The organism is Streptomyces sp. NPDC029041 (genome assembly GCF_040637515.1).
GTDB lineage: Bacteria > Actinomycetota > Actinomycetes > Streptomycetales > Streptomycetaceae > Streptomyces.
In genome coordinates, this window is the sequence record NZ_JBEZWO010000006.1 from 336,915 (window position 1) to 356,472 (window position 19,558).

Genomic DNA, 19,558 nt, shown 5'->3' on the forward strand with positions numbered 1-19,558 from the left:
GACAGGGGCTCTCCCCCTTGCATCTGCGGCATTATCATCGGCGCATACCCACCAGAGGGAGAAGACCCGTGATGACCCGTACAGCGCGCCGGATCCGCCGCCCGCTCCAGGTGGCCGCCGCTGGAGCCGCCGCCCTGCTGGCCCTGAGTGCCTGCTCGTCGTCCGGCTCGGATTCCTCGGCGAAGCCGGACGCGCGACGGTCGGGCAAGCTCTCCGGTGAGGTGACCGTGTTCGCCGCGGCCTCGCTGAAGGAGAGCTTCACGGCGCTGGGCGAGCGGTTCGAGAAGGAGCACCCGGACACGAAGGTCACCTTCAGCTTCGGCGGCAGCGACTCCCTCGCCGCGAGCATCACCGGCGGCGCCCCGGCCGACGTCTTCGCGGCGGCGAGCCCCAGGACGATGAAGATCGTCACGGGCGCCGGGGACGCCTCGGGGGCGCCCGCGACCTTCGTCCGCAACAGGCTGGAGATCGCCACCCTGCCGGGCAACCCGCACAAGATCACCAGCCTGGAGGACCTCACCGGGCCGGACCTGAAGGTCGTGCTCTGCGACAAGGAGGTGCCGTGCGGCGCGGCCGCCGAGAAGGCCCTCGGCGCGAGCCGGCTGAAGCTCACCCCCGTCTCCTACGAGCAGGACGTCAAGGCCGCGCTGACCAAGGTCGAGCTGAAGGAGGCCGACGCCGCCGTCGTCTACCGGACGGACGTGCGCGCGGCGGGTGACAAGGTGGCGGGAGTGGAGTTGCCCGAGTCGGCCGACGCCGTCAACGACTACCCGATCGCCCTGCTCAAGGACGCGCGGAACGCCGAGGCCGCCAAGGCGTTCATCGCGCTGGTGCGATCCGCCGAGGGCCGGAAGGTCCTGAGCAAGGCCGGATTCCTCAAGCCGTGAGCCACCAGACCGACCGGCCCCGCGCCACGGACGGCACCCTCCGGGGCGGTCCGCGGCGCCGCCGCGTCCGCACGGGCGTCCCGCTGCCGCTGCTGATCCCCGCGCTGACCGGCCTGGCCTTCCTGACCGTGCCACTGGTCGCCCTGCTCGTGCGGACCCCGTGGCAGAGCCTGCCCGGGCAGCTGACCAGCCCGGATGTGTGGCAGGCGCTCAGGCTGTCCCTGCTCTGCGCCACGGCGGCGACCGCGGTGAGCCTGGTCGTCGGCGTGCCGCTGGCCTGGCTGCTGGCCCGCGTCGACTTCCCCGGCCGCGGACTTGTACGCGCCCTCGTCACCCTGCCCCTCGTCCTGCCCCCGGTCGTCGGCGGTGTGGCGCTGCTGATGGCGCTCGGCCGCAACGGCATCGTCGGGCGGTGGCTGGACTCGTGGTTCGGGATCACACTGCCCTTCACCACGACCGGGGTCGTGATCGCGGAGGCGTTCGTGGCGATGCCGTTCCTCGTCATCAGCGTCGAGGGCACCCTGCGGGCCGCCGACCCCCGCTACGAGGAGGCCGCCACCACGCTGGGCGCGTCCCGCTTCACCGCGTTCCGCCGGGTCACGCTGCCGCTGATCGCACCGGGCATCGCGGCGGGCGCGGTGCTGGCCTGGGCCCGGGCGCTGGGCGAGTTCGGCGCGACGATCACCTTCGCCGGCAACTTCCCCGGCCGTACCCAGACCATGCCCCTGGCCGTCTACCTGGCCCTGCAGAGCGACCCGGAGGCCGCGATCGCCCTCAGCCTGGTGCTGCTGGCCGTGTCGATCGCGGTGCTGGCGGGGTTGCGCGACCGTTGGCTGCGTGGTGCCGGATGACCGGGACCCACGCCCAGGACACGCACGCCGGCACGGCGGCGGACGGGCTCGACGCCCGGCTCGTCGTGGACCGCGGCGGCTTCCGCCTCGACGTGGCGCTGACCGTCGCGCCCGGCGAGGTCGTCGCCCTGCTCGGGCCGAACGGCGCCGGCAAGACCACCGCGCTGCGGGCCCTGGCCGGTCTGACCCCGCTCACCGACGGCCATCTGCGGCTGGACGGCACGGAGCTGGACCGTACGCCGCCGGAGGCCCGCCCGGTCGGGGTGGTCTTCCAGGACTATCTGCTCTTCCCGCACCTCACGGCCCTCGACAACGTGGCCTTCGGGCCGCGCTGCCAGGGCGCGACCAAGGCCGATGCCCGGGCGCAGGCCGCCGAGTGGCTGGACCGCCTGGGCCTCGCGGCGCACAGCGGTGCCAAGCCGCGCAGGCTCTCCGGCGGACAGGCCCAGCGCGTCGCCCTCGCCCGCGCCCTGGCGACCCGGCCCCGGCTGCTGCTGCTCGACGAGCCGCTGGCAGCGCTGGACGCCCGTACCCGCCTGGAGGTGCGCGCCGGGCTCCGGCGGCATCTGGCCGAGTTCGAGGCGGTGGCCGTGCTCGTCACCCACGATCCGCTCGACGCGATGGTGCTGGCCGACCGGCTGGTGGTGGTGGAACACGGCCGGGTCGTGCAGGAGGGCACCCCGGCCGACATCGCCCGCCACCCCCGCACGGACTACATCGCGCGGCTGGTCGGCCTGAACCTCTACCGGGGCGAGGCGGACGGCCACGCCGTCCGGCTGGCCTACGGGCCGTCCCTCACCACCACCGAGGTCCTGTCCGGCCCGGTCTTCGTGGCGTTCCCGCCGAGCGCGGTCACCCTCCACCGCGAGCGGCCCTCCGGCTCCAGCGCCCGCAACCTGTGGCGCTGCGAGGTGGCCGGTCTGGAGACCCACGGCGACCAGATCCGGGCCGACCTCACCGGTGAACTGCCCCTCGCGGCCGACCTCACGACCGTCGCCGCGGCCGAGCTCGGCCTCCAGCCGGGCGCGGAAGTCTGGGCCACCGTGAAGGCGGCGCAGACCCACGCGTACCCGGTCTGAGACGGCCGGCCTCCCCACGGGTCAGGCCGCCGTCCCGACCGGCGCGCCCTCCGGTGCGACGGCGGTCTCCCGCACGACGCGGCGGCGCCGCACCGGCAGGACCGTCGGATGGGCGACACCCCAGGCCGCGCCCTTGCAGATGATCTCCTTGTAGAGGGCGGCGAGCCGGCCGGTCAGGGCCGCGGGCTTCGCGCGGTCGTCGGCGGTGACGAACTGGATCAGGCCGTCCTTGCGGCCCAGCGAGATGCACTGGTTGAAATAGCGCACCGGCACGTTCGGGACCTTCCGGCCGGTCAGGCGGGCCGCGATGGCGTCGGCGGCCTGCCAGGCGGTGGGGACGCCCGAGGCGCACGACATCCGCAGCGGCTTGTCCCCGGGGCCCGTCGCCAGGGCCGCGTCGCCGACGGCGTACACGTCCGGATGCGACACCGAGCGCATGGTCCGGTCGACGACGATCTGGCCGGTGCCGGAGACCTCGAGAGCGGTGGCCCGCGCGATCGGGTGGACCGCGAAGCCCGTGGTCCACACGGTGACGGCGGCCGGGAGGACCGTGCCGTCGGCGGTGGTGACGCGGTCGGCGTCGACGGCGGTCACGGCGGTGTGCTCGTGGACGGTGATGCCGAGCCGCTCGAAGGTCTTCCGCAGGTGCCCGCCGCCCTTGGGCGAGAGCCAGTCGCCGAAGCCGCCGCGGACGGCGAGGGCGACGTCGAGGTCCGGCCGGGCCTCGGCGATCTCGGTCGCCGCCTCCACCCCGGTGAGGCCGCCGCCGACCACGACCACGGACTCCCCGGCGGCCAGGCCGGAAAGGCGCTCACGCAGCCGGAGCGCTCCGGGGCGGCCGGCGATGTCGTGGGCGTGCTCGGCGCTACCGGGCACGCCCTGGTCGTTCCAGCGGCTGCCGAGGGCGTAGACCAGGGTGTCGTACGGCAGGACCTCGTCCTCCCGCCGCCCCGCGCCTTCCGGGGCGGCGACGGTGACGGTCCTGCGGTCCACGTCGACGGCGGTGACCTTCCCCTGCTCGACTGCGACGCCGGTGCCCTCGAACATCTCGCCGAAGGGCCGGGGCGCGAGGTCCTGGCCGGCGGCGAGCTGGTGCATCCGGACGCGCTCGACGAAGTCGGGCTCGGCGTTCACCAGGGTGATGGCGACGTCTTCTCGGTGCAGTCGCCTGGCGAGGCGCCCGGCGGCGGTGGCTCCGGTGTAGCCGGCTCCGAGGACGACGATGCGGTGCTGCATGGCGTGGCTCCTGTCATGACGGCTGTCTTCAGCGGGTTCGCCTCTTGAACCGGACGGCCCGCCGTTTCCTGACAGGAGTGCGATGTGATCCACGTCACATCACGGGAGGCCGGGTCAGAAGACCCTGAGCAGGGGCTCCCCGTGGTCGCCTGCGGCCCACAGCCGCGTCGCGCGTTCGAGCTTGTCGGGGTTGACCTGGTTGCGGAAGGCGGCGATGCCGTCCGCGGCGACCTCCAGGCACATGACGCCGACGACCCGGCCGTCGACGACCACCACGAGGGCGGGGTCGCCGTTGGCGCTCCAGGCGTAGACGTCGGGCGAACCGCCGACCAGGGCGCGCTTGGCCGCGCTCGGCTTGAACAGGCCCCGCATGAACTTCGCGACCGCGAGGGCGCCCTCGAACGCCTTGGCACGGGCCGGGACCTTCCCGCCGCCGTCGCCGATCGCGACTGCGTCCCCGGTGAGCAGCTGGACGAGCGGCTCGGTCCGGCCACTGGAGGCGGCCGCGAGGAACTCGTCGATGATCCGCCGGGCCGCGGTCTCGTCGATCTCGGTGCGGGTGCGGGCCCTGCCGTCCGCGACGTGCTTCTTCGCGCGGTGGAAGATCTGCTGGCTGGATGCCTCGGTGATGTCGAGGATCTCCGCGATCTCGCGGTGCGGATAGTCGAAGGCCTCTCGCAGGACGTAGACCGCCCGCTCGTTCGGGGAGAGCCGCTCCAGCAGGACGAGCACCGCGTACGAGACCGACTCGCGCTGCTCGGCGGTGTCGGCGGGCCCGAGCATCGGGTCCCCGGCGAGCAGCGGCTCGGGCAGCCACTGCCCCACGTACGTCTCGCGCCGCGCCCGGGCCGAGGTGAGCTGGTTGAGGCACAGGTTGGTGAGCACCTTCGTCAGCCAGGCCTCGGGGACCTCGATGCGGTCGGTGTCGGCGGCCTGCCAGCGCAGGAACGTCTCCTGGACGGCGTCCTCGGCCTCACTCGCCGACCCGAGCATCCGATAGGCCACGGCCTCCAGGCGCGGTCGGGAGGCTTCGAACCGGTCGACGTCGTCCAGCGTCAGGGGCATGCCACGGATCCTAACGGCCGCGGGCGTCACCGGCTCCGAGATCGAGCCGCGGTTTGGGGGCGTCCAGGCGGCCCGTCCGGGGGCGGCGGCTGCCCGCGCGGTACGGGGCCGGCCAGGGCGCGCCGGGGCCCGTGTAACCCTGTTCGGCCGCGGCGTGCAGGGTCCAGTTCGGGTCGTAGAGGTGGGGGCGGGCGAGGGCGCACAGGTCGGTGCGGCCCGCGAGGATCAGGGAGTTCACGTCGTCCCAGCTGGAGATCGCGCCGACCGCGATCACCGGGATGCCGGTGGCGTGGCGGATGCGGTCCGCGAACGGCGTCTGGTACGACCGCCCGTACTCCGGCCGTTCGTCCGCCACGACCTGCCCCGTCGACACGTCGATGGCGTCGGCGCCGTGCGCGGCGAAGGCCCGGGCGATCTCGACGGCGTCCTCGGCGCTCGTGCCGCCCTCGGCCCAGTCGGTGGCGGAGACACGGACGGTCATGGGCCGCTCCCCCGGCCACACGTTCCGTACGGCGTCGAAGACCTCCAGGGGGAAGCGCAGCCGCTTCTCCAGGGAGCCGCCGTAGGCGTCGGTGCGCCGGTTGGTCAGCGGGGAGAGGAAGCCTGACAGCAGGTAGCCGTGCGCGCAGTGCAGTTCGAGCAGGTCGAAGCCGGCCCGGGCGGCGCGGACCGCGGACGCCGTGAACTGCTCGCGGATGTCCGTCAATTGGGCGCGGGACAACTCGCGCGGCGTCTGGCTGAACGGCTTGTACGGGAGCGCCGAGGGGGCCACGAGTGGCCAGTTGCCCTCCTCCAGCGGCTCGTCCATGCCCTCCCACATCGGTTTCGTGGAGCCCTTGCGGCCGCTGTGGCCGAGCTGCACGCCGATCGCGGTGCCGGGCGCCTGGGTGTGCACGAAGTTCGTGATCCGCTTCCATGCCTCGGCCTGCCGGCCGGTGTAGAGGCCGGCGCAGCCGGGCGTGATGCGGCCCTCCTCGCTGACGCACACCATCTCGGTCATCACCAGTCCGGCCCCGCCCAGCGCCCGGGCCCCCAGGTGGACGAGGTGGAAGTCACCGGGGACACCGTCGAGGGCCGAGTACATGTCCATGGGCGAGACGACGACCCGGTTGCGCAGGGTCAGGCCGCGCAGCCGGAACGGCATGAACATGGGGGGCGTGCCGGGCGGGCAGCCGAACTCGTCTTCCACCTTCCGCGTGAAGCGGGGGTCGCGCAGCCGCAGGTTGTCGTGCGTGACGCGGCGGCTGCGGGTGAGCAGGTTGAAGGCGAACTGACGGGGCGGCCGGTCCACGTACAGGGGGAGGTTCTCGAACCACTCCAGGCTGGCCCGGGCCGCGCGCTGCGTGGAGGCGACGACCGGTCGCCGCTCCGCCTCGTAGGCGGCCAGGGCCTCGGGCAGCGAGCCCTGCTCCTCCAGGCAGGCGGCCAGGGCGAGCGCGTCCTCGACGGCGAGCTTGGTGCCGGAGCCGATGGAGAAGTGGGCGGTGTGGGCGGCGTCCCCGAGGAGGGCGACGTTGCCGTGCGACCAGCGGTCGTTGACCACCGTGCGGAATGTCGTCCAGGTGGAGTTGTTCGACGTCAGGGGACGGCCGTGGAGCGCCTCCGCGAAGATCTTGGCGCAGCGCCCGATCGACTCCGCCTCGCCGAGCTCGTCGAATCCCGCCGCGTGCCAGACCTCTTCGCGCATCTCGATGATCACCGTCGAGGCGTCGGGTGCGTAGGGGTAGCCGTGCAGCTGCATCACGCCGTGCTCGGTCTCGGCGATCTCGAAGCGGAAGGAGTCGAAGGGGAAGTCGGCGGCGAGCCAGATGTAGCGGCAGCGGTGGGTCGTCACCCGGGGGCGGAAGACGTCCGCGTGCCTCTCGCGGGTGGTGCTGTGGACGCCGTCGGCGGCGATGACCAGGTCGTGGGTGTGCGGCAGGTCCTGCGGGGCCTCGGTGTGGAAGCGGAGGTCGACGCCGAGGTCGCGACAGCGGGTGTGGAGGATCTCGAGCAGCCGTTTGCGCCCCAGGGCCGCGAAGCCGTGTCCTGAGGAGGTGTGGCGGTTGCCGCGGTGGACGATGTCGATGTCGTCCCAGCGTACGAAGTCGTGTCGGAGGGCCTCGTAGACCTCCGGATCGGCGTGTTCGATGCCGCCGAGGGTCTCGTCGGAGAGGACCACGCCGAAGCCGAAGGTGTCGTCGGGGGCGTTGCGTTCCCAGACGGTGATCTCCCGTGCCGGGTCGAGGCGTTTGAGCAGGGCGGCGGCGTAGAGCCCTCCCGGGCCGCCGCCGATGATGGCGACGCGTAGTGGTTCATCGGGCTCGGTGTGCGGGTGCGGGTTGCCGGTGGCTGTTCGCGCCCGCGCGGCGGTAGCCGCAAATTCAGCACAGCCCCGCGCCCCTGAGGGCGTGGCCGTCACCGTCCGCTCCATTTGGGAGGCCGCTTCTCCGTGAACGCCGCGTGGAACTCGGCGTAGTCCTCGCCCGTCATCAGCAGGGCCTGGGTCGAGGCGTCGAGTTCGATCGACGCCGCCAGGGGCATGTCCAGCTCGGCCGTCAGGAGTGCCTTGGTCTGGGCGTACGCCAGGGCCGGGCCCTGCGCCAGGCGGTGGGCCAGTTGCCGGGCCGTCTCGTCCGCCCGGCCCTCCTCCGTCAGTTCGCTGATCAGGCCGATGCGCTCCGCCTCCAGGGCGCGGACCGGGTCGCCCAGCATCAGCAGGCGGGTCGCGTGACCCAGGCCGACGACCCGGGGCAGGAGGTAGGCCGCGCCCATGTCACCGCCGGAGAGGCCGACGCGTGTGAAGAGGAACGCGAAGCGGGTGGTGGGGTCGGCGATCCGGAAGTCCGCGGCCAGGGCAAGGACCGCTCCGGCGCCCGCCGCCACACCGTGCAGTGACGCGATCACCGGGAACGGGCACTCCCGGATCGCGCGGACCACCTGGCCGGTCATGCGGTTGAAGTCCAGCAGCCGCGCGGTGTCCATGCCGAGTGTCGCGCCGATGATCTCGTCGACGTCGCCGCCGGAACAGAAGCCGCGGCCCTCGCCGGCCAGCACCAGAGCCCGTACGGACCGCTCCCGTGACAGTTCCGCGAGCAGGTCGCGCAGGTCGGCGTAGGCACCGAAGGTGAGCGCGTTGAGCTTCTCGGGGCGGGCGAGGGTGACGGTCGCGACGCCGTCGTCGGTCTCGACGCGCAGATGCTCCCAGCCGGGGGTGCGGGCGGCGGAGCCGGTGAAGGGACTCATGACGTGCGGCCTCCTCGGGCGGGCACTGCCTCACTGAGCTCTACCCCATGAAGCTATCACCCATTCGTGACTGTCGTCATGAGTGCGCGATAGGCCGTACGGGTAGGACTTCGGTGACCGGCCCTGCGCGATCCGGCCCGGTCACATCCGTCACAGGTCGTCCACACCGGCGTAACGGCGGGAGCAGCGGTGCGCGGCGGCGCGTTCACCTGGGTAAGCCGTCCGGCACGGAGGCAAGGGCGCCTCCGACGGTGCCCCTCGGACGCCTCCGGAGAGCGGCGCCGTACCATTCATCAGGTTGAAAGCAGGATGTCCTGCTCCATGAACGGACCCGCCTTGTACGAACTCCCCTCAGCCCCCGCCTCCTGGCGCATCGCGCTGCCCCACACCGCAGCGGCGGTGCCCGTGGCCCGTGCCCTGGTCCGTACGGCGCTGACCGAGCTGGACCACGGGGCGGACTGCGACACCGCGGAGCTGCTGACGGCGGAGCTCGTGGCCAACGCCGTGGAGCACACCACGGGCGGGACGCCGATAGAGCTGGTCGTGGAGCTTATGCCGTCGGGCTGCCAGGTCGAGGTGCACGACACCGACCCGGCCCCGCCCGGCGACCTCACGTGTCCGGCCGGCGGACCGCCCGACCCCTGGCAGGAGCACGGGCGCGGGCTGCTGCTGATCCGCACCCTGAGCTCCTCCTGCGGGCACCGGCCGACCGAGTCGGGCAAGGCGGTCTGGTTCAGGCTGTCCGCGGTGCCGGCTCAGCGGCGCCGGACGGTGTGACGCTCGGCGCCGGGCCCGTTCAGGCCAGGGTCGCCACCATGACCGCCTTGATGGTGTGCATCCGGTTCTCCGCCTCGTCGAAGACGACCGAGTGGGCCGACTCGAAGACCTCGTCGGAGACCTCCAGGTACTCCAGCCCGTAGGCCGCGTGGATCTCCTGCCCGACCCTGGTGCCGAGGTCGTGGAAGGCGGGCAGGCAGTGCAGGAACTTCACGTCCGGGTTGCCGGTGGCGCGCAGGACGTCCATGGTCACGGCGTACGGGGCGAGAGCGGTGATGCGCTCGGCCCAGACCTCCTTCGGCTCCCCCATGGAGACCCAGACGTCCGTGGCGACGAAGTCGGCGCCACGGACGCCCTCGTCCACGGTCTCGGTGAGCGTGATGCGGGCACCGCTGGTCACGGCGAGCGCGCGGGCCCGGTCGACGATCTCCTCGGCCGGCCAGTACTCCTTCGGCGCGACGAGCCGTACGTCCATGCCGAGCAGGGCGCCGGTGACCAGGTAGGAGTTGCCCATGTTGAAACGGGCGTCACCGAGGTAGGCGAAGGAGACCTCGCCCAGCGGCTTGGCGCAGTGCTCGGTCATGGTCAGGACGTCGGCGAGCATCTGGGTGGGGTGCCAGTCGTCGGTGAGCCCGTTGTAGACGGGGACACCGGCGTGCGCCGCCAGCTCCTCCACCTTCTGCTGACTGTCGCCCCGGTACTCGATCGCGTCGTACATCCGGCCCAGCACCCGCGCGGTGTCCTTGACCGACTCCTTGTGCCCGATCTGGGAGCCGAAGGGGTCGAGGTACGTGGTCGAGGCGCCCTGGTCGGCGGCCGCGACCTCGAACGCGCAGCGGGTGCGGGTGGAGGTCTTCTCGAAGATCAGCGCGATGTTCCGGCCCTGGAGGTACCGGGGTTCGATCCCGCCCTTCTTGGCGGCCTTGAGGTCGGCGGCCAGCTCGACGAGAGCGCGGAACTCGTCCTCGGTGAAGTCCAGCTCTTTGAGGAGATGGCGGCCGGCGAGGGCGGTCGGGACAGTCGCCATGGGGGCGCTCCAGGGATACGGGGACACGAAACTGCTGGAATACTATACGAACCTCGGCATGTATATACGAGGGCCTGGCGGGGCAGGGTTCAGGGCACTGGCCCCGGGGCCCTGCTACACGGGGTCACGTTCGACCGGGCAGCTCATGCACCGCGGCCCACCCCGGCCCCGGCCCAGCTCGCTCCCGGGGATCTCTATCACCTCGATGCCCTGTTTGCGCAGGTGGGTGTTGGTGGTGGAATTCCGCTCGTAGGCGACCACGACCCCGGGTTCGACGGCGAGCACGTTGCAGCCGTCGTCCCACTGCTCGCGTTCGGCCGCGTGCACGTCCTGGGTGGCGGTCAGCACACGGATCTCGTTCAGGCCGAGGGCTGCGGCGATCGCGCGGTGCATGTGCTCCGGCGGGTGGTCGGTGACCTTCAGCTCCTTCTCGCCGACCCCCGGCTCGATGGTGTACGAGCGGAGCATCCCGAGGCCCGCGTACTGGGTGAAGGTGTCGCCGTCGACCATCGTCATCACGGTGTCGAGGTGCATGAAGGCACGCCGCTTGGGCATGTCGAGGGCCACGATCGTCTCGGCGGACCCGGCGGCGAACAGCTTGTGCGCGAGCATCTCCACGGCCTGCGGGGTGGTGCGCTCGCTCATGCCGATGAGCACGGCCCCGTTGCCGATGACCAGCACGTCCCCGCCCTCGATGGTCGACGGGTAGTCGGCCTGGCCCTTCGACCACTCGTGGAACGTCTCGTCGCGGAACAGCGGGTGGTGCCGGTAGATCGCCTCGAAGTGCACGGTCTCGCGCTGCCGGGCCGGCCAGCGCATCGCGTTGATGGACACCCCGTCGTAGATCCAGGCGGAGGTGTCCCGGGTGAAGAGGTGGTTGGGCAGCGGGCCCAGCAGGAAGTCGTCCAGCTCCATGACGTGGAAGCGCACCGAGGTCGGCTCGGGGTTCACGTCCAGGAACTCGCGTTTGGTCATGCCGCCGATCAGGACCTCGGCCAGGTCGGGCGCGGGCAGGTTCTCGAAGGCGGCTCTGAGCGGGTCGGTGGCCAGCGGGCCGTACTCCTTCTCGTCGAAGACCCTGTCCAGGACGAGGGATCTGGCCGCCGGGACCTCGAGCGTCTCGGCCAGCAGGTCACCGAAGAGGTGGACGGCGACACCGCGGTCGCGCAGCACGTCGGCGAACCCGTCGTGCTCGGCGCGGGCCCTGCGCACCCACAGCACGTCGTCGAAGAGCAGCGAGGTCTTGTTGCTGGGGGTGAGCCTTTTGAGCTCGAGATCGGGCCGGTGCAGGATGACGCGGCGCAGCCGCCCGGCCTCGGAGTGGACGTGGTATGCCATGCCTCCATCCTGACCGCCCGGGCCCGGGTTGACGCGCACCCCGCATGTTTCGGCGCACTTCTGTTCGTGTCCGGATGACGACAACGGGCGGGGTGGGGTGCGCGGTGACAAGCGGGAGTGGGCGACGGCCACACCGTCGCCCACCCGTTCACAGCCGCGGGTCCACCGGCTCCGACTCCAGTGCCAGCACCCCGAACACCGCCTCGTGCACCCGCCACAGCGGCTCGCCCCCGGCCAGCCGGTCCAGGGCCTCCAGGCCCAGGGCGTACTCGCGGATCGCCAGGGACCGCTTGTGGTTGAGGAACCGCGAGCGCAGCCGGGCGAGGTTCTCCGGGCGCGTGTACTCCGGGCCGTAGATGATCCGCAGGTACTCGCGGCCGCGGCACTTGATGCCCGGCTGCACCAGCCGGCCCTGGCTGTCGCGGACCACCGCGCCGACGGGCTTGACGACCATGCCCTCGCCGCCGCGGCCGGTCATCTCCAGCCACCAGTCGATGCCGGCCCGGACCGACTCCGGGTCGGCGGTGTCGACGTAGAGCCTGCGGGGGGTCTGCAGCAGGCCGCTGCCGTCGTGCTCGACGAGCCGGTCGAGCAGGGCGAGCTGCTCGTCGTGCGGCAGGCCGGCGAGGTTGCGCCCCTGCACGGCGAGGATCTGGAACGGCGCCAGGCGCACGCCGTCCAGGCCGTCGGTGGTCCAGCAGTAGCGGCGGTAGGCCTCGGTGAACGCGGCGGCGTCCGTGGCGCGTTCACCGGTGCGGGACAGGAGGTCTGCCACGTCCACGCCGCGCGCCGCCGCACCCCGGAGGGCGGCCAGCGCCTGCGGGAGCACCGCGCCGGACGCGGCGCCCACCGCGGCGTACTGCGACCGCAGCAGCCCGGAAGCCTTCAGCGACCAGGGCATCAGCTCGGCGTCCAGCAGCAGCCAGTCCGTCTCCAGCTCCTCCCACAGACCGGCCTCGCCGATCGCCGCGCGCACCCGGTCCAGGATCTCCTCGGTGAGGGCCTCGTCGTCGAGGAAGGGGCGGCCGGTGCGGGTGTAGAGGGACCCCGCGGGGCCGTCCACGCCGAAGCGCTTGCGCGCCGCCTCCGCGTCGCGGCACACCAGGGCCACCGCCCGCGAGCCCATGTGCTTCTCCTCGCACACGACCCGCGCGACGCCGTCCTCCTTGTACTGGGCGAACGCCTCCGCCGGGTGCTCCAGGTAGCCCTCCACGTGCGACGTGGCGGTCGGGGCCATGGTCGGCGGCAGGTACGGCAGCAGACGGGGGTCCACCGCGAAGCGGCTCATGACCTCCAGGGCCGCCGCCGCGTTCTCCTCGCGGATCGCGACGCGTCCCTGGTGCCGGGTCTCCACGACCCTGCGGCCCCGCACGTCCGCCAGGTCCAGCGGGCGGCCGTCCTGCCCTCCGGGTGCCTCGGAGCGCAGCGGCTTCGTCGGCTCGTACCAGACCTGCTCCGCCGGGACGTCGGCCAGCTCGCGCTCCGGCCAGCGCAGCGCGGTGAGCTTGCCGCCGAAGACCGCGCCGGTGTCCAGGCAGATGGTGTTGTTGAGCCAGGTGGCCTCCGGTACGGGCGTGTGGCCGTAGACGACCGCGGCCCGGCCCCGGTAGTCCTCCGCCCACGGGTAGCGCACCGGCAGCCCGAACTCGTCGGTCTCCCCGGTGGTGTCGCCGTACAGGGCGTGGCTGCGGACCCGGCCGGAGGTGCGGCCGTGGTACTTCTCGGGCAGACCGGCGTGGCAGACGACCAGCCGGCCGCCGTCGAGGACGTAGTGGCTGACCAGACCGTCGAGGAACTCCCGTACCTCGGCGACGAACTCCTCGCTCTCGCCCGCCATCTGCTCGATGGTCTCGGCGAGGCCGTGGGTGTGCTGGACCTTGCGGCCGCGCAGGTGGCGGCCGTACTTGTTCTCGTGGTTGCCGGGCACGCACAGTGCGTTGCCGGACTTCACCATCGCCATCACGCGGCGCAGCACGCCGGGGCTGTCCGGGCCGCGGTCGACCAGGTCGCCGACGAAGACGGCCGTGCGGCCCTCGGGGTGGACGCCGTCGGCGTAGCCCAGCTTGGCCAGCAGCGCCTCCAGCTCGGCGGCGCAGCCGTGGATGTCGCCGATGATGTCGAACGGGCCGGTGAGGTGGGTGAGGTCGTTGAAGCGCTTCTCGGTGACGACCGTGGCGTGCTCGACCTCCTCCACGCCCCGCAGGATGTGCACCTTGCGGAAGCCCTCGCGCTCCAGGTGCCTGAGGGAGCGGCGCAGTTCGCGGGTGTGGCGGTGGATGACCCGGCGGGGCATGTCGGCGCGGTCCGTGCGGGCCGCGTTGCGTTCGGCGCACACCTCCTCGGGCACGTCGAGCACGATCGCGATCGGCAGCACGTCGTACTGCTTGGCCAGGTCGATCAGCTGACGGCGGGCGTCGGACTGCACACTGGTCGCGTCCACGACGGTGCGGCGGCCGGCGGCCAGGCGCTTGCCCGCGATGTAGTGCAGGACGTCGAAGGCGTCCTTGGTGGCGCTCTGGTCGTTCTCGTCGTCCGAGACCAGACCGCGGCAGAAGTCGGAGGAGATGACCTCGGTGGGCTTGAAGTGCCTGCGGGCGAAGGTGGACTTGCCGGAGCCGGACGCCCCGATCAGCACCACCAGGGACAGGTCGGTGACGGGCAGCACGCGCCCCTGCGTCTCGTCGGTCATGCCGCCTTCGCCTCCTTCGGGGTGGTCATCGTGAACACGGCCATCTGGGTGGGCGGGCCCACCTCGGGGTCGTCGGGGCCCACGGCGACGAACTCGACGCCGTAGCCGTGCCGTTCGGCCACCGCCTCGGCCCAGGCGCGGAATTCGGCGCGGGTCCACTCGAAGCGGTGGTCGCCGTGCCGGACGTGGCCGGCCGGGAGGGATTCCCAGCGCACGTTGTACTCGACGTTCGGGGTGGTCACGAGGACCGTCCTCGGACGCGCCGAGCCGAACACCGCGTACTCCAGAGCGGGCAGCCGGGGCAGGTCGAGGTGCTCGATCACCTCGCTGAGCACGGCGGCGTCGTATCCCTTGAGCCGGACGTCGGTGTAGGCGAGCGAGCCCTGGAAGAGCCGGACGCGGGACGCCATCCGCTCGCCCATGCGGTCCAGCTTGAGGCGCCGGGAGGCGAGGGTGAGCGCCCGCATCGACACGTCCACGCCCACGATCTCGGTGAACGCCGGGTCCTTGAGCAGCGTCTGCACCAACTGGCCCTGGCCGCAGCCGAGGTCGAGGACCCGGGCGGCTCCGGACTGCCTCAGCGCCATGACGATCGCCTCGCGGCGCCGCACGGCCAACGGGGTCGGCTTCTCCTCGGCCTCGGTCTCCGCCTCGACGGCGTTGTCGATCTCCTCGACCTCGCTGTCGTCGGTCTCCGCGAGACGCACCAGCTCCAGGCGCTCGGTGGCCTGCCGGGTCAGCGACCAGCGGCGCGAGAGGTAGCGACTGGTGATCAGCCGCTGCTCCGGGTGGCCGGGCAGCCAGCCCTCTCCGACGCGCAGCAGCTTGTCGACCTCGTCGGGGGCGACCCAGTAGTGCTTGGCGTCGTCCAGGACGGGGAGCAGGACGTAGAGGTGGCGCAGCGCCTCGGCGACGGTGTGCGTGTCCGCTTCCAGGACGAGGCTCACGTACCGGGAGTCGCCCCAGTCGGGGAACTCGGTGTCCAGTGCCACCGGTTCGGCGGTGACGGTCCAGCCGAGCGGCTCGAAGAGCTTCGCTACGAGGTCCGGGCCGCCCCGGGCGGGCAGCGCGGGCACCTCGACGCGCAGCGGCCTGGCCTGGCCGGGCAGCTCCGGCCGGGCGTTGCAGACGCCCTTCATCGCGCTGGAGAAGACGCTGCTCAGCGCCACGGCGAGCAGGGAGGAGGCCGCGTAGGGACGGTCGTTGACGTACTGCGCGAGTGCCGCGTCCGGGGCGCCGCCGCGGCCCTTGCCCTTGCCGCGCCTGACCAGTGCCACCGCGTCGACCTCCAGCAGCAGCGCCGCCGTGCAGCGCCCGGCCTCGGCCTCGGGGTAGAGGACGTGGGCCGTGCCGTAGGAGGTGGAGAACGCCTGCGCCTTGTCGGGATGCTTGTGCAGCAGGTAGCCGAGGTCGGTGGCGGGGCGTTCCGGCGTGCCGGTGGTCGTGATCGTCAGGAACATGCGGAGGGCCTCTCCGGCTGGGTGGACGGTGTCGGCGCCGTACGCGCGAGAGCCCCCAGGAAGGGTGATCCTGGGGGCTCGGCAGGACGACGTCCACAGCTTCGCACACCTGTGCCCACCAGCGCCTTCGGTTATCGAGGGCGGCTCGGCGGGGCCGGTTACGCCAGCTGCGACTGAACCTGAGCGGAGATCAGCTCCAGGTGGTCGAGGTCGTCGAGGTCGAGGACCTGGAGGTAGATGCGGCTCGAGCCGATCTCGGCGTAGCGGCCGATCTTGTCGACGACCTCGGCCGGGGAACCGGCCAGGCCGTTGAGCTTCAGCTCGTCGACCTCACGGCCGATCGCGGCGGCCCGGCGGGCGACCTCCGCGTCGTCCCTGCCGACGCAGACGACGAGGGCGTTGGAGTACGTCAGCTCGTCACCGCTGCGGCCCGCCTCCTCGGCGGCGGCGCGGACCCGGCCGAACTGGCGCTCGCTGTCCTCGACGGACCCGAAGGGCATGTTGAACTCGTCGGCGTACTTGGCGGCCAGCCGCGGGGTGCGGGACGGGCCGTGGCCGCCGACGAGCACGGGGATCTTCTGCTGGGCGGGCTTGGGCAGGGCGGGAGAGTCCGCCAGGTCGTAGTAGGTGCCGTGGAAGTCGAAGGTCTTGCCGGGGGCCGTCCCCCACAGGCCGGTGACGACCTCCAGCTGTTCCTCGAGCCGGGCGAACTTCTCCTTGGGGAAGGGGATGCCGTAGGCCTTGTGCTCCTCCTCGAACCAGCCGGCGCCGAGGCCGAGTTCGACGCGGCCGCCGGACATCTGGTCGACCTGGGCGACCTGGATGGCGAGCACGCCGGGCAGCCGGAAGGTGCCGGCGGTCATCAGGGTGCCGAGGCGGATGCGCTTGGTCTCGCGGGCGAGTCCGGCCAGGGTGATCCAGGCGTCGGTGGGGCCGGGCAGGCCGTCCACGTTGCCCATGCGGAGGTAGTGGTCGGAACGGAAGAAGGCGTCGAAGCCGAGGTCCTCGGTGGCCTTGGCGACGGTGAGCAGAGTGTCGTAGGTGGCCCCCTGCTGGGGCTCGGTGAAGATGCGCAGATCCATGCTTCCATCCTGCACGCCGGGGTGTGCGATCACGCCCTCGGTCCCCCTACCGTCCGGTCCCCGGTCGGGTGAAATTACGTCCGTACCGCGGGGCGCGGGTGGCCGGGCCAGTGACCGGCCCCGATGGTGATCGTTGGCTCGGGCGGAGCCGGAGCCCCCGGCTTCCGCACCGGGGGGTGGACCGCCGGGGCGTCACCCGCGTCGGCCTCCCCGGGGGCCGGGGGCCGAGGAGGCCGTCATGTCCGAAGAGACCGTGCCGCAGCAGGGCGGGGCCGGGCAGCCGAAAGGGCTGCTGCAGCAGATGGAGGAGCTGATGGCGGCGTTGAACGCGGATCTGTCGGCGTTGGACGCGGACCTTCAGGCGGCGGGCCATGCCGAACGGCATGTCGTCGAGGAGGGGCCGGCGGGTTAGGGTCTCGCGCGCGGCCGGCCGCCCCCCGCGCTCGGGGCGGTCCTCGCGCGTCCCCCGCCTGCCTGACCCGTCCCCCTATCCCGCTTCCCTCTCCGGCAGCGCCAGTTCCCGGTCGGCGAGTCTGCGGAGCATCTCCAGGACGCGGTCGCGGGACTCGTCCGCCGCGTCGATGGCCTCCATGCACTGCCAGTACGTGCCCTCGTCGTCGGCGGCGCTGGCCAGGGCGACCAGGGCGATGCCGACCTCGCCGAGGAGGCCGCCGAGGTACATCAGGGTGTGGCGGGCGTCGCCCAACTCGGTGAGCTGACCCGCCAGCAGCTCGCCGGGGGCCAGCACCGGTGGGTCGAGGACACCGCAACCCCGGCCCGCCAGCTCCGTCAACCCCAGTGCCTCACCGCGCAGTTCCGGTGGTCCGGCGACCGCGAGGCGGCTGCCGATGGCTTGCGCGAGGGCCTGGGCCTGCCACACCTCTGCCAGGGTCTCCCGCGCGTCGCCGCCCGCCGCCAGGGACCGCCTGCTCGTCACGATGAGCCGCACCGCGTCCATGCGCTGCCCCCGTCTTGTCCGACGCGCTGCGCGCGTCCGTCCGCCCACACTCCCTTGTTCACTACCCAGCGTGAGGGGGTGTGAGACGAAAAGCCAGAGGAAGGCGGAAAATTGCGGACAACGATTCGGATTCGGGCCGCTATTCGATTACTCAGAGTACAAGTGGACTTTTTCCCTCCAGCCGACTGGGCGTACGTCAGATCGGGAACCTCCGCTCGTTCCGGTCGATCTTGGCGTTCAGCGCGGCGAGCGGATCGATACCGAGCACCTCGCACAGCTGGAGCAGATACGCGAGCACGTCGGCGACCTCGTCGGTGACGCGGTGCGCGGTGTCCGGATCGGCCATGACCCGGGCCGACTCCTCGGGTGTCAACCACTGGAAGATCTCGACCAGTTCGGAGGCCTCCACGCTGAGCGCGGCGACCAGGTTCTTGGGGGTGTGGTACGGCTGCCAGTTCCTCGCGGCTGCGAAATCGGCCAGGCGACGTTGCAGTGCCGCCACATCGAGGGGTTCGCCGTGGGGGCCGGGCTGCGATGCGTCCAGTGGATCAGTCACGGTCCAGATGTACCACCGTGGCCCCCTCCGTCCCGGTGGCCCACGAACCGTCGCTGACCGCGCCGACCAGCCGGATGTGCCCCCGCTCGCACATCCGGGCCGCGAGGCTCAGCAGTTCCCGCCGTTGCCGCGGGTCCAGGCCCCGGTCGAAGCCGTCGGCGAGGATCGTGAGCGACTGCAGGGCGGCGGGCACCTCGCCGGCCGGGTCGACCTCCAGCACACCGGGTCCGGTGAGGAGGACCAACGCGAAGGCGAGGTAGCGCAGTTCGCCGTGACCGAGCCGGCCCAGGTCCGTGTGCAGGCCGTCGCCCCGGTCGACGGCGGCGGCGACCCTTCCGTCGCCCTCCAGCCGGGCGACCACGTCCGCCACCGGCCCGCTGCAACCGGCCCGCACCGCCGCCACGAGCTGCGCGTGCCGGCGCCCGCACTCGGCCCGCGTACGCCACAGGACGTCGGCGAGATTGCCGCAGCCGCCCCGGAGGCGGCCGGAGCCGGCCGCCACGGGGTCGCGCATACGGGCGGGTTCGGGGTCGCAGGCGAAGGCCGAGCGCAGGGCGACGACCATCTGCTCGGCCGCCGCCAGCACCCTGCGCTGCCCCGGTGTCCTGCCGGCGACGCGCAGGGGCAGCAGGGCGGTGCCGAGCCGGTCGTCCGGGAGCGGGCCGCGGGTCACGGGCGTCGGCCCGGCCGTGTGCCAGGCGGCCTGCACGGCGCGCTTGCCCGGGTCGCGCAGGGCGGTCTCCAGGAGGACCAGCCCGCCGGACGTCAACCGCTCGCCCACGACACGCAGTTCCGGCTCGGCCTGCACGGCCACGTCGAGACGGACCGGGCCGTAGGGGCCGTCGGCGGTACAGCCGATGCGGAAGCCGCGGCGGCGCTGCGCGTCGGGCCGGGCACGCTCCGGCACACAGGCGACCGGGTCGGGGAACGCCTCACCGAGCTCGGCGCCGCCCCCGAGCCGGGCGAGGGCCTCGTACGCCCGCAGCACGCTGGTCTTGCCGCAGCCGCTTCGGCCGGCGAGCAGGGTGAGGGGCCCGAGCGGGAACGCGGCGCGGCGGTGGATGGTGAAGGCGGCCAGGCGCAGCTCGGTGACGCTCGGGCGGTCGTGGTGGACGGGGCGAGCGGATGCGCCGGGGGCGGCGGACTGGTCGGGGGGAGCCTGCCGGCCGGAAGAAGCGGGCCGGCCGGACGAGGCGGGCCGGCCGGAGGGAGCCTGCCGGCCGGGAGGGTCGGACCGGGAGGGAGCCGGCCGGCCGGAAGGGGCGGGCCGACCGGAAGGACCGGGCCGGTCGGGGAGGGTGGGCTGGGTCATAGCCGGACGGTAGGCC

The 19,558-nt window shown here is 72.7% G+C and carries 17 protein-coding genes; 5 read left to right on the forward strand and 12 right to left on the reverse strand.

Annotated features, from left to right (window positions below):
- The first annotated feature begins 71 nt into the window (after nucleotides 1-71).
- The 3 genes from modA to AB0F04_RS17650 are packed head-to-tail and all read left to right on the forward strand — an operon-like array spanning nucleotide 72 to nucleotide 2,817.
- Nucleotides 72-887, forward strand: coding sequence for a molybdate ABC transporter substrate-binding protein (modA, locus tag AB0F04_RS17640; protein ID WP_362042471.1), 816 nt, complete (start codon nucleotides 72-74; stop codon nucleotides 885-887).
- Nucleotides 884-1,738, forward strand: coding sequence for a molybdate ABC transporter permease subunit (gene modB, locus AB0F04_RS17645; protein ID WP_362042473.1), 855 nt, complete (start codon nucleotides 884-886; stop codon nucleotides 1,736-1,738). Before modA ends, modB begins: the two co-directional genes overlap by 4 nt.
- Nucleotides 1,735-2,817, forward strand: coding sequence for an ABC transporter ATP-binding protein (locus AB0F04_RS17650; RefSeq protein WP_362042475.1), 1,083 nt, complete (start codon nucleotides 1,735-1,737; stop codon nucleotides 2,815-2,817). Before modB ends, AB0F04_RS17650 begins: the two co-directional genes overlap by 4 nt.
- 21 nt (nucleotides 2,818-2,838) lie before the next feature.
- On the opposite strand, the gene AB0F04_RS17655 is transcribed toward AB0F04_RS17650, so the two are convergent.
- The 4 genes from AB0F04_RS17655 to AB0F04_RS17670 all read right to left on the reverse strand — a co-directional run bounded on the left by AB0F04_RS17655 (nucleotide 2,839) and on the right by AB0F04_RS17670 (nucleotide 8,343).
- Nucleotides 2,839-4,053 carry an FAD-dependent oxidoreductase gene (locus AB0F04_RS17655; RefSeq protein WP_362042477.1) on the reverse strand — a complete coding sequence of 405 codons (1,215 nt, stop codon included), beginning with the start codon at nucleotides 4,051-4,053 and terminating at the stop codon, nucleotides 2,839-2,841.
- A 114-nt stretch (nucleotides 4,054-4,167) separates the two neighbouring features.
- Nucleotides 4,168-5,118 carry an RNA polymerase sigma factor SigJ gene (gene sigJ, locus AB0F04_RS17660; RefSeq protein ID WP_362042481.1) on the reverse strand — a complete coding sequence of 317 codons (951 nt, stop codon included), beginning with the start codon at nucleotides 5,116-5,118 and terminating at the stop codon, nucleotides 4,168-4,170.
- A 10-nt stretch (nucleotides 5,119-5,128) separates the two neighbouring features.
- Nucleotides 5,129-7,531: a bifunctional salicylyl-CoA 5-hydroxylase/oxidoreductase gene (locus tag AB0F04_RS17665; protein WP_362042483.1), complete on the reverse strand. Its 2,403-nt coding sequence runs from the start codon at nucleotides 7,529-7,531 to the stop codon at nucleotides 5,129-5,131.
- Entirely contained in the window at nucleotides 7,516-8,343 is an 828-nt protein-coding gene (locus AB0F04_RS17670; protein ID WP_362042485.1) for an enoyl-CoA hydratase family protein, read from the reverse strand. Before AB0F04_RS17670 ends, AB0F04_RS17665 begins: the two co-directional genes overlap by 16 nt.
- Before the next feature lie 309 nt (nucleotides 8,344-8,652).
- On the opposite strand from AB0F04_RS17670, the gene AB0F04_RS17675 reads away from it, so the two are divergent.
- On the forward strand, nucleotides 8,653-9,120 hold the full coding sequence (locus AB0F04_RS17675; RefSeq protein ID WP_362042487.1) for an ATP-binding protein: 468 nt from the start codon (nucleotides 8,653-8,655) through the stop codon (nucleotides 9,118-9,120).
- A gap of 19 nt (nucleotides 9,121-9,139) precedes the next feature.
- Here AB0F04_RS17675 and argF read toward each other — a convergent pair whose 3' ends face one another.
- The 5 genes from argF to AB0F04_RS17700 all read right to left on the reverse strand — a co-directional run bounded on the left by argF (nucleotide 9,140) and on the right by AB0F04_RS17700 (nucleotide 16,716).
- On the reverse strand, nucleotides 9,140-10,147 hold the full coding sequence (argF, locus tag AB0F04_RS17680; protein ID WP_362042489.1) for an ornithine carbamoyltransferase: 1,008 nt from the start codon (nucleotides 10,145-10,147) through the stop codon (nucleotides 9,140-9,142).
- A gap of 114 nt (nucleotides 10,148-10,261) precedes the next feature.
- The gene (locus AB0F04_RS17685; RefSeq protein WP_362042490.1) at nucleotides 10,262-11,485 is read right to left on the reverse strand and encodes an arginine deiminase; all 1,224 of its coding nucleotides are present in this window, start codon (nucleotides 11,483-11,485) and stop codon (nucleotides 10,262-10,264) included.
- Nucleotides 11,486-11,633: 148 nt separating this feature from the next.
- Nucleotides 11,634-14,174, reverse strand: a complete 2,541-nt coding sequence (locus AB0F04_RS17690; protein ID WP_362042492.1) for a polynucleotide kinase-phosphatase — start codon at nucleotides 14,172-14,174, stop codon at nucleotides 11,634-11,636.
- Nucleotides 14,171-15,634, reverse strand: coding sequence for a 3' terminal RNA ribose 2'-O-methyltransferase Hen1 (locus AB0F04_RS17695; protein ID WP_362042493.1), 1,464 nt, complete (start codon nucleotides 15,632-15,634; stop codon nucleotides 14,171-14,173). The genes AB0F04_RS17690 and AB0F04_RS17695 overlap by 4 nt, the downstream gene beginning before the upstream one ends.
- Nucleotides 15,635-15,792: 158 nt before the next feature.
- A complete protein-coding gene (locus AB0F04_RS17700; protein ID WP_362042494.1) occupies nucleotides 15,793-16,716 on the reverse strand; it encodes an LLM class F420-dependent oxidoreductase in 924 nt (307 codons plus the stop codon).
- Between the two features lie 238 nt (nucleotides 16,717-16,954).
- On the opposite strand from AB0F04_RS17700, the gene AB0F04_RS17705 reads away from it, so the two are divergent.
- The gene (locus tag AB0F04_RS17705; protein WP_362042496.1) at nucleotides 16,955-17,128 is read left to right on the forward strand and encodes a hypothetical protein; all 174 of its coding nucleotides are present in this window, start codon (nucleotides 16,955-16,957) and stop codon (nucleotides 17,126-17,128) included.
- 75 nt (nucleotides 17,129-17,203) lie between these two features.
- Here the strand turns inward: AB0F04_RS17705 and AB0F04_RS17710 are convergent, their stop codons facing one another.
- The 3 genes from AB0F04_RS17710 to AB0F04_RS17720 all read right to left on the reverse strand — a co-directional run bounded on the left by AB0F04_RS17710 (nucleotide 17,204) and on the right by AB0F04_RS17720 (nucleotide 19,542).
- A complete protein-coding gene (locus AB0F04_RS17710) occupies nucleotides 17,204-17,674 on the reverse strand; it encodes a DUF6099 family protein (protein WP_362042498.1) in 471 nt (156 codons plus the stop codon).
- A 196-nt stretch (nucleotides 17,675-17,870) separates the two neighbouring features.
- Nucleotides 17,871-18,230 carry a nucleotide pyrophosphohydrolase gene (locus tag AB0F04_RS17715; RefSeq protein WP_362042499.1) on the reverse strand — a complete coding sequence of 120 codons (360 nt, stop codon included), beginning with the start codon at nucleotides 18,228-18,230 and terminating at the stop codon, nucleotides 17,871-17,873.
- Nucleotides 18,223-19,542: an ATP-binding protein gene (locus AB0F04_RS17720; protein ID WP_362042501.1), complete on the reverse strand. Its 1,320-nt coding sequence runs from the start codon at nucleotides 19,540-19,542 to the stop codon at nucleotides 18,223-18,225. The genes AB0F04_RS17715 and AB0F04_RS17720 overlap by 8 nt, the downstream gene beginning before the upstream one ends.
- Nucleotides 19,543-19,558: the final 16 nt, after the last annotated feature.

Bases quoted from the DNA above. Each gene is read 5' to 3' on its own strand.
- modA (WP_362042471.1), top strand. From the start codon at position 72: ATGACCCGTACAGCGCGCCGGATCCGCCGCCCGCTCCAGGTGGCCGCC.
- AB0F04_RS17650 (WP_362042475.1), top strand. From the start codon at position 1,735: ATGACCGGGACCCACGCCCAGGACACGCACGCCGGCACGGCGGCGGAC.
- AB0F04_RS17655 (WP_362042477.1), bottom strand. From the start codon at position 4,053: ATGCAGCACCGCATCGTCGTCCTCGGAGCCGGCTACACCGGAGCCACC.
- sigJ (WP_362042481.1), bottom strand. From the start codon at position 5,118: ATGCCCCTGACGCTGGACGACGTCGACCGGTTCGAAGCCTCCCGACCG.
- AB0F04_RS17665 (WP_362042483.1), bottom strand. From the start codon at position 7,531: ATGGAGCGGACGGTGACGGCCACGCCCTCAGGGGCGCGGGGCTGTGCT.
- AB0F04_RS17670 (WP_362042485.1), bottom strand. From the start codon at position 8,343: ATGAGTCCCTTCACCGGCTCCGCCGCCCGCACCCCCGGCTGGGAGCAT.
- AB0F04_RS17675 (WP_362042487.1), top strand. From the start codon at position 8,653: ATGTCCTGCTCCATGAACGGACCCGCCTTGTACGAACTCCCCTCAGCC.
- argF (WP_362042489.1), bottom strand. From the start codon at position 10,147: ATGGCGACTGTCCCGACCGCCCTCGCCGGCCGCCATCTCCTCAAAGAG.
- AB0F04_RS17685 (WP_362042490.1), bottom strand. From the start codon at position 11,485: ATGGCATACCACGTCCACTCCGAGGCCGGGCGGCTGCGCCGCGTCATC.
- AB0F04_RS17690 (WP_362042492.1), bottom strand. From the start codon at position 14,174: ATGACCGACGAGACGCAGGGGCGCGTGCTGCCCGTCACCGACCTGTCC.
- AB0F04_RS17695 (WP_362042493.1), bottom strand. From the start codon at position 15,634: ATGTTCCTGACGATCACGACCACCGGCACGCCGGAACGCCCCGCCACC.
- AB0F04_RS17700 (WP_362042494.1), bottom strand. From the start codon at position 16,716: ATGGATCTGCGCATCTTCACCGAGCCCCAGCAGGGGGCCACCTACGAC.
- AB0F04_RS17705 (WP_362042496.1), top strand. From the start codon at position 16,955: ATGTCCGAAGAGACCGTGCCGCAGCAGGGCGGGGCCGGGCAGCCGAAA.
- AB0F04_RS17710 (WP_362042498.1), bottom strand. From the start codon at position 17,674: ATGGACGCGGTGCGGCTCATCGTGACGAGCAGGCGGTCCCTGGCGGCG.
- AB0F04_RS17720 (WP_362042501.1), bottom strand. From the start codon at position 19,542: ATGACCCAGCCCACCCTCCCCGACCGGCCCGGTCCTTCCGGTCGGCCC.